Origin of the sequence: Alistipes sp. An54, from assembly GCF_002159375.1 — a bacterium.
Classification (GTDB): Bacteria; Bacteroidota; Bacteroidia; order Bacteroidales; family Rikenellaceae; genus Alistipes; species Alistipes megaguti.
On sequence record NZ_NFIA01000005.1, the window covers coordinates 204,406 to 218,911 of the forward strand.

Here is a 14,506-nt window from a genome sequence, read left to right on the forward strand (position 1 = left end):
ATTACTCTGGGTTGTTTTCGAAGAAATATCGGAAGGATCAGCGTTTGCTGCCGATATGGAGTTTGAGTTCGGCGCCGAAGTACATGTCGGGGTAGATCTGCTTGTATCCGGTGCGGGTGTCGTAGTAGTGCCAGCGGGAGGTTCGGGTGAAGTTGTTGGCCGTGAAGGAGAGTTCGACGATCCGGCCGATCTCTTTCGTGAGGCGGAAGTTGAACATCACCCACGGGCGGAACGTTTCGCGGTCGTAGGCCGTCAGCAGGGATCGGGAGACCATCTGCGAGTACCGCGAGTCGGAGGCGAATTCCGTCTGCCAGGGGGTGTAGTTGCCCTGTTTGTCGTAGAATCCCAGGGGGCAGATCTGCAGGAATTGTCCGTCGGCGGTTGGTTGGAAGCGGTTGTTTCCGGCCTCGTCCTGCCAGATGTTCTGTTCACTTTCGTACCAGACGACCTGCATCGTGGTCGAGAAGACGAGCTTCAGCTGCGGGATGTGGGTAATGAATCGGAAGTTGGTGTTCACGCGATCCTGAATCGTGCCGCTTCCGGCGGGCATCAGACGGATGTAGTCGTCGTTTTCGGTGACTTTCGAGTAATAGTCCTGTTCGTCGGTGCGTCGGATGTGGAACCAGGCTCCGTCGATGATGAGCGAGGTGCGCAGGGCGCGCCACGTTCCCAGATCGAGGCTGTATTCGACGCCCTGTTTTTCGCTGCGCGAGTTGTTGGTCGGGGAGTAATAGGTCCCGATGTAGTCATCCTGACGGGTTGCGGCGGTTGTTTTCTGGCCTGCCTGGTCGGTGTAGGTGACCTGTCCCTCTTCGAACCGCAGATCGGTGGCCGAGGTCGGGACATCGAAGGTCACGTAGTGCATGTAGTGGGGGCGCGAAGCGAAACCGAACTCGTTGGTGTGTTTTTCGTGGAAGTAGGTCACGGCGCCGCGCACGGTTCCGAGACGGAAGGTCAGACCGGCCTCGAACTTGCGGCTGCGGGCGGGTTTGAGATCCGGGTTGGCCAGATTGGTGAGGATGTCGGTCGACAGGACGGCCAGCGAGCCGTTGGGGTCCGAATTCGAGACCTTGGCCAGGCTGACGCGGTCGAAGTAGACGTTGTCGGGATAGAGGTAGAGCAGCGTTGGCGCCTTGTAGGAGAGGCCCCAGCCGCCGGTGAGGGCGAGCATGCTTTTCGGTCCGTCGAAGAGCGTGTAGGTGAGGTTGAAGCGAGGCTCGACGGTGAAGATGTCGTCCTGACGGGCCTGCGGATCGAGGAACATGTTCGTCAGACGCACACCGGCCTGCAGGGCCAGCGACGTGGAGCCGAGCTTGAGGTTGAGACGGTCTTCGGCGAAGAGGGCGAGGTTGTTCAGCGCCGGGATGTCGCGGAACGAACGCGGACGCAGCGTCTGGCTCGAAGTGCTCTGCGGCGGCAGCAGCACGTCGAAGATCAGACCGCGGCCGTAGTTGGCGTCATACCGCCAGTCGGCGCCGATGCGCAGGTTCGTAAAATTCCCCCCCCCGAACTGGATAATCTTGTTAGCCTTGACCTGCAGATAGATATTCAGGGGTTTGCCTTCGATTTCGTAGTCCGAGTAGTAGGTCGACGGGAGGAAGATACCCTCGTTCATGCCGGGAGTGGTGGTGTTGGTGATCACGCCGCTCGGGGACGATACATACTCGTGCAGACGGTCGCTCTGATAGGACTGTGAGACCATCAGGTTGCAGTCCAGGGCCGAGAGCACGGTGCCGTTGAGTTTCCAGCTGCCCTCGAGGTTGAGGCGGGCGCCGATGTTCTGGTTTTCATAGGTGCTGCTGGTGATCTGCATCTGCGGGTCGGTCTTGCTGTTGTTGACGTTCGAGTAGAAGGTGCCGTTGATGCGCAGGAGCATGGGCCGTCCGGCGACATCGATGTTGTTCGAGTAGCCGATCGTGGCGGTGATGCGGTCGTATCCCAGATAGCGTTTGCGGGTATCGCCGAACGACTGGGTCCAGTCGACGCCGGCGTTGATGGCGCCTCCGTTGTCGAGGGCGAAGCCCTTTCCGGCGTAGATCATCTTCGAATAGGGATCGGCCTTGAATTTGGCCTCCCAGGGGGTTGCTCCGGTCTTGGTCTTGACGATGACCACGCCGGAGGTGAGGTTTCCGTACTCGACGGAGGGGATTCCGCGGATGACCTCCATCGATTCGACGTTGTCGGGCGATACCGAACGCAGATCGACGCCCTTTCCGGCGGTGGTCTGATCGTTCATACCGTTCATCGACTGGTTGGAGGCGCTGCCGGCCAGCGAGGGCGAGAGGGCCTGGAGGTTGCTGTCGTTCGAGAGCGGGGCGCCGTCGACGACCACGGCGGCACCCATTGCGTTGTTCGCATTGGATCCGATTTCGCGGATCGAGGCCTGGCTGGCGACGTTCAGTCCGGGGTTCGTCGAGAGGTTTCCGGGCAGGAGCTGGAACATGTCGCTGATGCTCATGGGCTGAATGTGGCGGATGGCCTCTTCGCCGATCTTGGAGGTCGAACCGGCGTCGGTGGGCTGAGCCGTGACGACGACCTCCTCGAGACCGAGCGTGAGGGGTTCAAGGGCGATCTTGAGATCCTTGATGTCGGCCGAGAGGATGATCTTTCGCTCTACGGGGCTGAATCCGAGGAAGGAGACGTGGTAGGTGATTTGGCCGCCCTTCAGCCGGTCGAGTTTGAATTTTCCGGCCTCATCGGTGACCACGCCGAGGGTGTTGTTGACCACGAACGAAGCCAGGGGCACGGGGGCACCGGTTTCGGCATTGACAACCTGTCCCGAGATCGAGTAGAGGGGGGTGGTATTCTTTTGGGCTCGGGAGGTGTATGCGGTCGGCAAAAAGAGCAGGGTCAGGGTCAGAAGTCGCAAAAATCGTCTCATCATCGGGTCATCTAATCGGTTTCTCTTCTAATTCCTCGTTCCAACCGGCGGGGAAAGTTACGATTTGCAATCAATTGTATTAAATAAATATATTTTATGACGTCGATTGGCTTAATTTAGATTTTTCTGTAAGCGAAATCGCATCATTTCAATATTTTATTATGGCTTGCATTGATTGGCAAGAAACAATCGTTACGGTGCAAATATAATGATAAATTCAGGAAATATATCGGAGTTTGAAAGTTTTTTAATTAATCTTTGTTTGGAGATTCCCCCGTTTATGACTGATTGAGACGAGGACCTGCATGGACCGTTTGTGGTAATTGGCTGGCGGAATGTCGTATGGACGGATTTGCCGCATGGGTGCGGCGTCGTTTTTGGCGGATGGATGCTGGGGCATGGCTTGGGTTTTTTCTCGCCGGCAAAGGTAGGGCCGTCCGCCGAAGCGGTCAATCGCCAAAAATGGGTATATCGGGTTTGGGTTTCGGGGGCGGAGGGGGGTCAGTTGACCGGTTCGGAGTCTTCGTCGCGGTGTTTGAGGGTGCATTCGGGCTCCTTGTTGGATTCGAGGATCCAGAGGATGAAGCGTTTCAGATCGGGCGAATCGATGCTGCCGTCATTGGCGTGCTGCTCTTCGGTCATGCTGCCCAGTACCCGCCGGTTGTCTAACGAGTATTCGAGCGTGTAGTATTCGGCCTGCCTGGTCGAGGTATCGATCCACACGGCGCCGTAACGGGCTTCGGGGATTTCGCGGGGTTCGGGGAATTCGTAGACGAAGAGTTTGTAACAGCCGTAGGTGTTGATGGGTTTGATGCGGAAGATACCCCATTCGCGGGAGAAGGCACCGCCGCAGATCTGCTGGAGATTTTTGCGCAGCCACTTCTCGTCGACGACTTTGAGGCCGTTTGAGCGGATGGTGCCTTTGATGGTTTTGATCGAGAGTTTGTTCCAGCGTTTGTGGGCGGCGAGATAGACCATGGCGCCGGCCGTCATGGCGATGGCCGTTACGAGGGGCCAAACCGCCCCGACCGGCCCCGAATGGCGTGCCGACAGGTTGAAGAGAACCGCACCGGGCAGGCCAATAGCGACCGTACCATAGAGATAGGAGACTGCCGGCTTTATGGAGGCGGCGGTCGGCGTTGCTCTGGGTTTTGTAGCCGCCCGTTTACGCCAGCCCTGTTGAGGCCTGTATACGAAAAGAGGAGGCACCTTTCCTTGCCTCCTCTTTCGAGCCGAATCCGAGATTTGAACTCGGGACCCCTTCATTACGAGTGAAGTGCTCTACCGCTGAGCTAATTCGGCCTTTGGGGTAAATTTCCTTTCCCTACCCCCCCCCTTGACTCACTTCGCAGCGCCGGTCTGCAGCCGTTCGGTTCGCTTTGGGACTGCAAATATCTGCAAAAAATTTTTTTTCTGCAACAATTTTGCAAAAAAATTCTCATTTCTTGTTATCTTCGCAGAAAAACTGACGCCCCGTCGTGTTATGATAACCTTTCTGATCTGTCTGGCGCTATTTCGCGTGGACGAACCAGACGCTGGCGACGCTGGTGTTGTGGTCGATTGCCGTCTACCTGATGCGGCATCGCTGGAATGTGTGGGTAGCGCTGCTTCCGGCGCTCTTCATGACCTATGTCTGCGCATCGTTCCTGTTTGTTTCGGAGCAGTTCTTCGGACTGGAGAACCGGCTTTGGGCCTATGTGCTGGGAGGCGTGGTGACGTTGGGAGTTCTTTTGTTGATGATTTTCAAATTGCGACGCGATTATGCAAAAGGCGATGCTTGAGCCTACGCCGGATCAGACCTTCGAAGTGATCGGCGAGGGCCCCTATGATTTTGAGAAGGTGTTGGCCCACACGCGGCGGATGCAGCGTGAAGGGAATGTCGAGGAGGCCTGCAATGCCCGGTTCCGGGCTTTTCAGCGCCTGGCAGGGCTCATTCCCGAGGATGAGGAGGTGAATCTCGAGTGGAACCATCGCAATTCACGTGCGGCGCTGGAGTTGATCCATGCTTCGGCCATCGACCATTTTCTGATCAACGATTTCGAGATGTCGGCGGCGCTGCTGGAGATGCTGCTCGATCTCGATCCGGAGGATCACCTCGAGGGGAGCCAGCTGCTGGCCTTCGACTACCTGGCCATGGGCGAAGACGAGCTTTTCGACGAGGTGATCAACGACCTTTCGGACAAATCTCCGGCGCGGGAGCTGCTGTTGCTGTGGTCGGGCTACCGCCGCGACGGGAAGTTGCCCGAAGGGGAGCTGAAGCGGTTCCGGAGCCACTTTGCACCGTGGTTCGAGGAGTTTACGGCTGCGGAGCACCCGGCCGACGAGGCCTACCTGCGCGACATCGAGAGCGAACACCCCACGGCAGCGGCCCAGGCCCGGGAGCTGTGGCTGCAGACCGAGAATCTGTGGTCGCTGTGGCCGGTCTTCATCGACGCGCTTCGGGCGGCCCGGTGAAGGAGCCGGAGGAGACTCCTGCGGGGACGTGAAGTGGTTGCCGCGGCTGTTTGCCGGCGTTTCCCCGCTTGTCCGGCGCAGCGGTCCGTTTGCCGGGTTGTCCGTTAGCTTGCCGGCCGTATGAGAATCGCATGAAAAACTCGATATTGATGACTATGAAAACCAACCCCTGCTGCCTGTTGGCTGCCGTGCCGGCAGCTGCCCTTCTTTCGGGCTGCGGAGAGACGACGACCTCTTCGCCGCGCCTTCCGAACGTGATCTTCATCTATGCCGACGACCTGGGCATCGGTGATCTGAGCTGCTACGGCGCCACGAAGATCTCGACGCCGAACATCGACCGCCTGGCGGCCCAGGGCCAGCGCTTTACGAATGCCTACGCCACTTCGGCGACGAGTACGCCGTCGCGCTTCGGACTGCTGACGGGCATGTACCCGTGGCGGCAGCAGAATACGGGTATCGCTCCGGGCAACTCCGAACTGATCATCGACACGGCGTGCTATACGCTGGCCGATGCCCTGCACGATGCGGGTTACGCGACGGCAGCCGTCGGGAAGTGGCATCTGGGACTGGGCCCGGCCGGCGGAACGGACTTCAATACGGAGATCCGTCCGGGGGCCCGCGACATCGGTTTCGACTACGAGTTCCTGATTCCGGCGACGGTCGACCGCGTGCCGTGTGTCTTTGTCGAGAACGGCCACGTCGTGGGACTCGACCCGCAGGACCCCATCACGGTGAGCTACGACCACAAGGTGGGCGACTGGCCCACGGGCGCGGAGAATCCCGAACTGGTAAAACTGCGGCCGAGCCAGGGACATAACAATACGATCATCAACGGTATTCCGCGTATCGGCTGGATGACGGGCGGCCGGTCGGCGCTGTGGGTCGACGAGAATATCGCCGACACGATCACCGCGAAGGCCACGCGCTTCATCGCCCGCCACCGCGACGAACCCTTCTTCCTTTATATGGGGACGCAGGATGTCCACGTGCCGCGGGTTCCTCATCCGCGTTTTGCGGGCAAGAGCGGTCTCGGCACTCGGGGTGACGTGATCCTGCAGCTCGACTGGACGATCGGTGAGGTGATGCGCACGCTCGACAGCCTGGGGCTGGCCGACCATACGCTCTTCATCTTCACCTCGGACAACGGCGCGGTGATCGACGACGGCTACCAGGACCAGGCCCGCGAGCTGTTGAACGGCCACACTCCGATGGGCATCTACCGGGGCGGGAAGTACAGCCTCTACGAGGCCGGGACGCGTGTGCCGTTCATCGTGCGGTGGCCCTCCCGCGTGCAGCCGGGCGAACAGCCTGCGCTTTTTTCGCAGATCGACGTCTACCGCTCGCTGGCGGCCCTGACCGGTGCCGAACTTCCCGCCGCGGCCGCCCCCGACAGCCGCGATTGCCTGCCGGTGCTTCTCGGCGAGACGCAGACCGACCGGGAGTTCATCGTCGAGCAGAATCTGAACAATACGCTGGCTCTTATTTCGGGACCGTGGAAATACCTTGAGCCGAGCGACGGTCCGGCGCTGGAGTTCTGGACCCGGACCGAACTGGGCAACTCGCCCGAGCCGCAGCTCTATGATCTGCGCGAGGACCCGCGCGAGCAGCACAACGTGGCGGCCGAACATCCGGAGGTGGTGGCCGGTCTGTTGGCACGCCTTGCGGAGGTGCGCGAGGCGGTGAAGCCGACGGTCCGGTAACCGGATCCGGACACGTCTTCGCTCAGACGGGTCCCTCTTCGGATTGGGCAGAAAGAAAACCCGGCCGTCCATACGACGGCCGGGTTTTCTTTGAAACGGCTTTCCCGGAGAACTTCGCCGCTTTTCCCGGTCGCTCCGGCAGCCCCATCCCTTCCGATACAGCGGGCGTGTGACGCTGCTTTTCGAGCGTCCGTGTCGGCGAGCGTCTGTTTTTACTCCTTTTCCTGCTCCTTGGCCAACTCGGCCTGGCGCAACTCGCGGAAGCAGTGGCGGCAGATGGGCTCGTAACTGTCCTGTGCCCCGAGCATCACCTGCTTGTCGTCGCTGGTGAGGCGGTGGGAGTGATGGGCCAGATTGCCGCAGCGGACGCAGATGGCGTGGACCTTCGTGACGTATTCGGCCGTGGCCATCAGGGCGGGCATCGGCCCGAAGGGTTTGCCGGTGTAGTCCATGTCGAGCCCGGCGACGATGACACGCACCCCGCTGTCGGCCAGCTGCCGGCAGACGTCGACGATGCTCTCGTCGAAGAACTGCGCCTCGTCGATGCCGACCACATCGACGTCGGAGGTCATCAGCAGGATATTCTGCGGTGACTCGACGGGGGTCGACCGAATGGCGTTGGCGTCGTGCGAGACGACCTCTTCCTCGGAGTAGCGGACGTCGATGCGGGGTTTGAAGATCTCGACGCGCTGGTGGGCGAACTGGGCCCGTTTGAGCCGGCGGATCAGCTCTTCGGTCTTTCCGGAGAACATCGAACCGCAGACAACTTCGATCCAGCCCTTTCGGCTGGCATTTTCAAGAAACATAACTATCGGAAAAGTTTTGAATACAACACGAGGTATCATCGGCCGCCGGGGCTTTTCGTGCCGCCACCGACGTCCGGGCGATCGGGTCTTCCGGCCGGTTATTTGCGCATCTCACATTCGTCCAGCCGGGTGATCCGAGCGCCGAGGGCATTCAACCGCACGTCGATGTCCTTGTATCCGCGGTCGATCTGTTCGATGTTCTGGATCGTGGAGACTCCGTCGGCCGACATGGCGGCGATGAGCAGGGCGACGCCGGCGCGGATGTCGGGCGATGTCATGCGCGTGGCGCGCAGACAGATGCGGTGGTCGTGGCCGATGACCGTGGCGCGGTGGGGGTCGCAGAGGATGATCTGGGCACCCATGTCGATCAGCTTGTCGACGAAGAAGAGCCGGCTTTCGAACATCTTCTGGTGGATCAGTACGGCGCCTTTGGCCTGGGTGGCGACGACGAGGAAGATCGACAGCAGGTCGGGGGTCAGCCCGGGCCACGGGGCATCGGCAATGGTCATGATCGAACCATCGAGGAAGGTTTCGATGCTGTAGTGGTCCTGTTGGGGGATGTAGATGTCGTCGCCGCGCTGTTCGAAGCGGATGCCCATGCGGGCGAACTGTGCCGGGATGATGCCGAGGTTTTCGTAGGAGACGTTTCGGATGGTCAGCTCCGAACGGTTCATGGCGGCCATGCCGATGAAGCTGCCGACCTCGATCATGTCGGGCAGCAGCATGTGTTCGGTGCCGCCGAGCGAGTCGACGCCCTCGATGGTGAGCAGATTCGAGGCGATTCCGGAGATGCGGGCGCCCATGCGGTTAAGCATGCGGCAGAGCTGCTGTACGTAGGGTTCGCAGGCGGCGTTGTAGATGGTCGTGATGCCGCGGGCCATGACGGCGGCCATGATGATGTTGGCCGTACCGGTGACCGAGGCCTCGTCGAGGAGCATGTAGTTACCCCGGAGGTCGCGGCCCTCGACCATGAAGAAGTCATCGGCGATGTCGAAGTTGAACTTGGCGCCGAGCTTCTGGAATCCGATGAAGTGGGTATCGAGCCTGCGGCGGCCGATCTTGTCACCGCCGGGTTTGGGGATGTATCCGACTCCGAAACGGGCCAGCATCGGTCCGATCAGCATGACCGAACCGCGCAGACGGGTGCACCGCTGTCGGTAGTCGTCCGAGCGGAGGTATTCGAAGTCAATATCGCGGGCCTGGAAGGCGTAGGTGTCATCGGCCAGCTGTTCGACGATGACGCCCATGCGTCGCAGCAGCTCGATGAGCTGCATGACGTCGAGGATTCGTGGGATGTTTCTCACGACGACGCGTTCGGGGGTAAGGAGCGTTGCGCAGAGGATTTCGAGGGCTTCGTTTTTGGCGCCCTGAGGGGTTATCGAACCGTGGAGGCGGTGCCCTCCTTCGACCTTGAAGATAGCCATTTCGGATGTTTGTTAACGGATTCGTAAAACAGGGGCTCCGGATGCGGCGACGGTTTATGTCGAGGGCTCCGGAGCGAACTGTTCTTCTACAAAGATAATTGAAAAAGGGGGTTTTACCCGTAGAAATGAAATATTTTCGTGAAAAATTTTTGCGGATCGTTTTTTTGTTGTACTTTTGCAATCCGTAAAAATGTCTGAAACAACAAAAAACAGATAGCTATGGCAATGAAGAGAACTTTCCAGCCTTCGCGTCGCAAGCGTATCAACAAGCACGGATTCCGTGCTCGCATGGCTACGGCCAACGGTCGCAAGGTGCTGGCAGCGCGTCGCGCGAAAGGGCGCAAGAAACTGACCGTATCGGACGAGTCGACGTTCAAGTACGCATAAGTTTCCGGCAGAAAGGTTTAAGGCCGACTTTTATCGAGTCGGCCTTCTTTCGTTGGGGCCTGTAGAAATCCGGACAACCATGGTTGAAACCTTGACAACACGACGGCTGGAGCTTCGTCCGTGGCGGTTGGAGGATGCCTCCGATCTGTACGCCGTAGCGCGGGATCCGCAGGTGGGTCCTGCTGCGGGTTGGCCGCCTCACCGCAGTGTCGAAGAGAGTGCCGGGGTGATCCGTACGGTTTTTGCCTCTCCTGAAACCTATGCCGTGGTGTTGCGGGAGAGCGGGCGGCCCGTCGGATGCGTCGGATTGCTCTTTCCGTCGTCGAGTCATTTCCGGCTCGGAACAACCGAAGCCGAGGTCGGTTATTGGATCGGTACGTCGTGGCGAGGCCGTGGACTGATGCCGGAGGCCTTGGGCGAGTTGGTTCGCCGTGCGTTCGAGGAGCTGGAGTTGACGGCGCTCTGGGGCAGTTGTTTTGTCGGAAACGAAGCTTCGCGACGCGTGATGGAGAAGTGCGGCTTTCGTTATCTTCGGACCGAATCCGGGTTGCAGAATCTCGCCGGCGGTTTGCCGCAGATGGGTGAGATCCTGTGCCTGAGTCGTGACGAATGGCAGGCCTTGCAGCACGTCTATCTGCGCCGGGCCTCGGAGTCCGATATTCCGCTGATCCGGCAGGTTGCCGAGGTTGCCTTTCCGGCCACCTACCGTGAGATTCTCACCCCGTCGCAGCTCGACTACATGATGGACTGGATGTATTCGGAGGAGAGTCTCCGCACACAGTTCCGCGAAGGACATTGCTTCTATCTGGCCTTTCTCGACGGTGTGCCGTGCGGCTATGTCTCCGTCGAACGAGAGGGTGAGGCTCTTTTTCACCTGCAGAAGATCTATGTGCTGCCGCAGGCCCAGGGTCACGGTATCGGAGGCCGTCTTTTCCGGCAGGCCGTTGCGCATGTGCGGCGCCTCTCACCGACGCCGTGTCGTCTGGAACTGAATGTCAACCGTCATAACCGGGCCCTGCACTTCTATGAACACATGGGCATGCGGCGTCTGCGCGAGGGGGATTTCCCGATCGGCGGGGGATTCTACATGAACGACTACATCATGGGGCTGGATATTGCATAGCCCCGGCTCCTCTTCAGACAAAAACGGATCGACCCGACGGTCGATCCGTTTTTTTGTATCCATTCTCCGGCCTCACTTCGGCCGCTCCTCCTTGCTCTTCTTGCTCTTCTTGCTCTCTCTTCCACTCCTTCTCCTTGCTCTTCCCCTCTTTTTTTCTCCCTCTTCTCCACTCCTCTCCACTCCTCTCCACTCCTCTCCTCTCTCCCTCACCACTGTCTCCTTTCTTTTTACGCGGTTCTCTTCCGTTTTTGGCCCCGGAGACCCCGCCCTATTCGCCCTTGGGCACCTCGGGATCGTTCTTGAAGAGGTCGATTTCGCCGCGCTCGACCTTGCCGTACAGGTCGGCCAGTTCGGCAATCACCGGCGAGATGAACTCCAGCGTATCGGTTACGGCCGATTTGTTGCCCTCGCCCTTGATTCGGTAGAGCATGGAGGCGTAGAGGGCCCGGAAGCAGAGTTCGGTATCACTCATGCCGGGGTTGCCGATCACGGCTCTCAGCCGCGGCAGTTCGGGTTCGAGCCGGGCATAGGTTTGCCGGTAGTGTTCGCCGACGGGGAGTTTCAACAGTTGCAGATGCAGGTCGTGGAGATCCTGAATCAGATGGAGCGTGTGTTCGAGATGTCCCTTCTCCTCCTTGCCCTCCTGTTGGAGCAGCGTTGCCAGGTCGAGGTACCACATCAGGAAGATGTGTTTCTGCTCTTCGGCGATGTCTTTGCGCGGGGCGATCAGTGTCGAGTAGATAGCCTCGGGGCTGAACTGCAGCGCCCGCATCAGATCCTCCAGCTGCCAGAGGTAGAGAATGTATTCGGCGATATTTTCGCGTCGTTTGGCTTTTGCAATATCCATGTTTTTCCGTTTTTGAGGCTTCCCTTTTGTTGAGGGCTTGCCTTTACCGTCCCTTCTTGCCGCTCCATCTTTACCGCATCCCTTTCACCGTTCCTCCTTGCTGCGGCTTCTCTTGCAGCCTCTTCTTTTCTTTACCGTTCCTTCTTACCGCTCCATCTTTACAGCATCCCTTTCACCGTTTCTCCTTGCTGCCCCTTCTCTTGCTGCGGCTTTTTTACCGCTCTCCGGCTCTGCCCCTTCTTTATCGCTCCTTCTGCACAGCTCTTTCGTCCTTCTCCTCCAGCCCCCCCCCTCTTACGACTCGGCCTTTGGATGCTTTGCCCGGTTATTTGATCCAGGTTTTGGCGGCGGGACCGGAAAGGTGCTTCAGGAAGTACTGCTGCGATTTGAGCAGGTTGCGCGACTGGAGCACCATGTTCTTGGTTTCGGTCAGGATCGTCAGATAGAGCATCGAGGCCTTGGTGTTGGACTTGGCCTCGTTGATACGCGTCAGCTCGGACTTGATGGCGTCGGCGATCGACTCGAAGAGCTGGTCGCGCATCGTCAGTACGGTCTCGATTTCGGAGAAGTCGCCCTCGCGCAGCATCTGGTTGATGCGGCGGTAAATCGACTCCACGTCGTCGTTGATCGACATCAGATCGCGGGTCTGGTCCATCGACATGCCTTCGTGGTTGTTGTCGATGTGTTCGAAGGCCGGGCGCGTGATGTGCATCAGGGCCTTGGTCATCTCGTTGAGGTAGTCGACGACCTGCACGTAGTAGTGGGCCGTGTTGACATCCTCACCCTGGAGTTTTTTCAGCGTGGGGAGCAGCGAGTATTTCCGCTCGCGCGAGCGGTAGAAGAGGTCGTTCGACTCCTTGACCATGTCGCGCAGGACCTTTCGGTTCTCCTTGAAGACGGCGATCAGCGTGCGGTCGTAGATCTTCGTGGCGGACTCCATCGTCGAGCAGACCTCGTCGCGCAGATCGGCGATGATATCCTCGTTGGTCTTGATCTGCTGGCGCTCCGCGGCATTGGTCTTGTCCTTCTTGAGGAAGTTGCTGTGGATGAGCATCCATCCGCAGAGGATGGTGATGATGATGAAGGCCGGGGTTCCGCCGTAAATCAGGGCGAACCCGACCACCAGCGCGATGAAGAATCCGCCCAGGGCGGTGATGAACCACCCGGCGATGACGGTCATGACGCCCGAGATGCGGTATACGGCGCTTTCGCGGCCCCAGGCGCGGTCGGCGAGCGACGAGCCCATGGCCACCATAAAGCAGACGTAAGTGGTCGACAGGGGGAGTTTGAGCGACGTGGCCATGGCGATGAGCAGGGCCGAGGTGGTGAGGTTGACCGTGGCGCGGATCATGTCATAGGGGGCTCCACTGTGCTCGATATCCTCGTATTCGAATCGCCGCGAGATGGCCTTGCGGACTCTGGGGGGGATGACGCGTTCGACGCCGGCATTGATGTTGAGGGCGGCGCGGACGATCGTGCGCGAGAAGAGCGACGAGCCGTATCGCTCCTGCCCTTCGTCGCCCTGGGCCGAGAGCGAGAGTTCGGTTTCGGTGACGTGCATGGCCTTTTTCGAGGTCCAGAGCGTGAGGATCATCATGGCCCCGGCGGCGAGCAGGATCAGGAAGTTGGTCGGGACGTTTTCGTTGAGGGGCTCCATGAGCATGCCGGCGTCACCCGTATGGTGGGCGATGGAGTAGGCGTCGAATCCGGCGACGGGGACGCCGATGAAGTTCACCAGGTCGTTTCCGGCGAATGCCAGTGCCAGGGCGAATGTTCCCGAGAGGATCGTGATGCGCAGAATGTTGATCTTGAGCTGCTGGATGAAGAAGAGCACGAGCGAGCAGACGATCCAGCAGATGAAGATGGCCAGCAGCAGGTGGGCGTCGATCCACTCGATGAAGGCGTGCCCGTCGAGGATCGACTCCAGCCCCTTGAAGACGGCGAAGTAGATGATGGCCGTGAGCGAGGCGCCGCACCAGAGCGAGCCGTATCGGTGGAAGAGGGCCGTGTATCGGAACGAGAAGATGAGTCGGGAGACATACATGATGATCGTTCCGCAGGTAAAGGCGATGACCACCGAGAGGAGGATGGCCGAGACGATACCCATGGCCCGGGAGGTATTGATGTACTGTCCGAGGGAGGTGATTCCCTGCGCGGGGTCGTTCGAGATCTTGTAGATCGAGACGGCGATGGCCGAGCCCAGCAGACAGAAGATCAGCGAGACGGTGGTCGAGGTCGGGAGTCCCCAGGAGTTGTAGAGGTCGAGCAGGATGACGTTTGCGAACATGACGCCCAGATAGAGCATCATCACCTCGTGGAAGGTAAAGAGTCCGGGGTTGAACATGCCGCTTCGTGCGACCTCCATCATGCCGCTGGAGGTGACCACGCCGACGATGATGCCGATCGAGGCGACGGCCAGGATGATCCGCATGGGTGCGGCTTTGGAGCCGATGGCAGAGTTGAGGAAGTTGACGGCGTCGTTCGTCACGCCGACGAAAAGACCAGAAACAGCGAGAATTCCCAGAATACCGACGATGAAGGTGTAGATTTCGCTCATGTTTGGTTTTAGTGCAATTTAAGAACAAATTTACTGGATTTTTCCCGATGAAACGGAATTGAAAGGGATTGTTAACGTTAATTTAACGTCGGCCTGTCGGAAACATCCTCCGATTGGGGGGCATTCGGCCGGCCGGAATCGCCCCTGTTGTTCAAAACTGCTGATTCCGTGGGTCGATTCCCCGCCATCTCCGCCATCTCCGCCATCCCCGCCATTCCCGCTGTTCCTGCCGTCTCTGCCGTCCCCGTCATTCCTGCTGTCCCCTCCTTCTTCTCCTCCTTCTTTGCCTGTCTTGCTTGTTCCGCCTGTTTCGTCCCGCCACATCCC

The 14,506-nt window shown here is 59.2% G+C and carries 12 protein-coding genes, 1 tRNA gene and 2 pseudogenes; 6 read left to right on the top strand and 9 right to left on the bottom strand.

The window, feature by feature from the left end:
* Positions 1–37: 37 nt before the first annotated feature.
* The 3 genes from B5G09_RS06875 to B5G09_RS06885 form a co-directional block, all read right to left on the bottom strand.
* Positions 38–2,884: a TonB-dependent receptor gene (locus tag B5G09_RS06875; RefSeq protein ID WP_241147600.1), complete on the bottom strand. Its 2,847-nt coding sequence runs from the start codon at positions 2,882–2,884 to the stop codon at positions 38–40.
* Positions 2,885–3,382: 498 nt separating this feature from the next.
* Positions 3,383–3,874 carry a hypothetical protein gene (locus tag B5G09_RS06880; protein WP_087404587.1) on the bottom strand — a complete coding sequence of 164 codons (492 nt, stop codon included), beginning with the start codon at positions 3,872–3,874 and terminating at the stop codon, positions 3,383–3,385.
* A gap of 237 nt (positions 3,875–4,111) precedes the next feature.
* Positions 4,112–4,183: transfer RNA gene (locus tag B5G09_RS06885), tRNA-Thr, on the bottom strand.
* 212 nt (positions 4,184–4,395) lie between these two features.
* Between B5G09_RS06885 and B5G09_RS06890 the strand changes: the two are divergent.
* From B5G09_RS06890 to B5G09_RS06900, 3 genes and pseudogenes are all read left to right on the top strand, one after another.
* Positions 4,396–4,662, top strand: a pseudogene (locus tag B5G09_RS06890) (carbon starvation CstA 5TM domain-containing protein); the annotation flags it as partial.
* Positions 4,643–5,335: a hypothetical protein gene (locus tag B5G09_RS06895; protein ID WP_087404589.1), complete on the top strand. Its 693-nt coding sequence runs from the start codon at positions 4,643–4,645 to the stop codon at positions 5,333–5,335. The pseudogene B5G09_RS06890 and the gene B5G09_RS06895, both read left to right, overlap by 20 nt.
* A gap of 155 nt (positions 5,336–5,490) precedes the next feature.
* Positions 5,491–7,035, top strand: coding sequence for a sulfatase-like hydrolase/transferase (locus B5G09_RS06900; protein WP_087404590.1), 1,545 nt, complete (start codon positions 5,491–5,493; stop codon positions 7,033–7,035).
* A gap of 212 nt (positions 7,036–7,247) precedes the next feature.
* On the opposite strand, the gene B5G09_RS06905 is transcribed toward B5G09_RS06900, so the two are convergent.
* Both B5G09_RS06905 and murA read right to left on the bottom strand, forming a co-directional pair.
* The gene (locus B5G09_RS06905) at positions 7,248–7,841 is read right to left on the bottom strand and encodes a thymidine kinase (protein ID WP_087311137.1); all 594 of its coding nucleotides are present in this window, start codon (positions 7,839–7,841) and stop codon (positions 7,248–7,250) included.
* Positions 7,842–7,939: 98 nt separating this feature from the next.
* The gene (gene murA / locus B5G09_RS06910; RefSeq protein ID WP_087311138.1) at positions 7,940–9,265 is read right to left on the bottom strand and encodes a UDP-N-acetylglucosamine 1-carboxyvinyltransferase; all 1,326 of its coding nucleotides are present in this window, start codon (positions 9,263–9,265) and stop codon (positions 7,940–7,942) included.
* Between the two features lie 225 nt (positions 9,266–9,490).
* Between murA and rpmH the strand changes: the two genes are divergently transcribed.
* From rpmH to B5G09_RS14195, 3 genes and pseudogenes are all read left to right on the top strand, one after another.
* Complete coding sequence (rpmH, locus tag B5G09_RS06915) at positions 9,491–9,652, top strand: 50S ribosomal protein L34 (protein ID WP_087311176.1); 162 nt, start codon at positions 9,491–9,493, stop codon at positions 9,650–9,652.
* A 79-nt stretch (positions 9,653–9,731) separates the two neighbouring features.
* A pseudogene (locus B5G09_RS14330) lies at positions 9,732–10,166 on the top strand (GNAT family N-acetyltransferase); the annotation flags it as partial.
* A 63-nt stretch (positions 10,167–10,229) separates the two neighbouring features.
* A complete protein-coding gene (locus B5G09_RS14195) occupies positions 10,230–10,775 on the top strand; it encodes a GNAT family N-acetyltransferase (protein ID WP_206384423.1) in 546 nt (181 codons plus the stop codon).
* Between the two features lie 72 nt (positions 10,776–10,847).
* Here the strand turns inward: B5G09_RS14195 and B5G09_RS14080 are convergent, their stop codons facing one another.
* The 4 genes from B5G09_RS14080 to B5G09_RS14200 form a co-directional block, all read right to left on the bottom strand.
* Positions 10,848–10,988 carry a hypothetical protein gene (locus B5G09_RS14080; RefSeq protein ID WP_162608249.1) on the bottom strand — a complete coding sequence of 47 codons (141 nt, stop codon included), beginning with the start codon at positions 10,986–10,988 and terminating at the stop codon, positions 10,848–10,850.
* 55 nt (positions 10,989–11,043) lie between these two features.
* Positions 11,044–11,622 carry a DUF4924 family protein gene (locus B5G09_RS06925; RefSeq protein WP_087404592.1) on the bottom strand — a complete coding sequence of 193 codons (579 nt, stop codon included), beginning with the start codon at positions 11,620–11,622 and terminating at the stop codon, positions 11,044–11,046.
* A 325-nt stretch (positions 11,623–11,947) separates the two neighbouring features.
* Positions 11,948–14,179 carry an inorganic phosphate transporter gene (locus B5G09_RS06930; protein WP_087404593.1) on the bottom strand — a complete coding sequence of 744 codons (2,232 nt, stop codon included), beginning with the start codon at positions 14,177–14,179 and terminating at the stop codon, positions 11,948–11,950.
* 77 nt (positions 14,180–14,256) lie between these two features.
* A partial coding sequence (locus B5G09_RS14200) for a hypothetical protein (RefSeq protein WP_206384422.1) occupies positions 14,257–14,506 on the bottom strand: 250 nt, incomplete at its 5' end.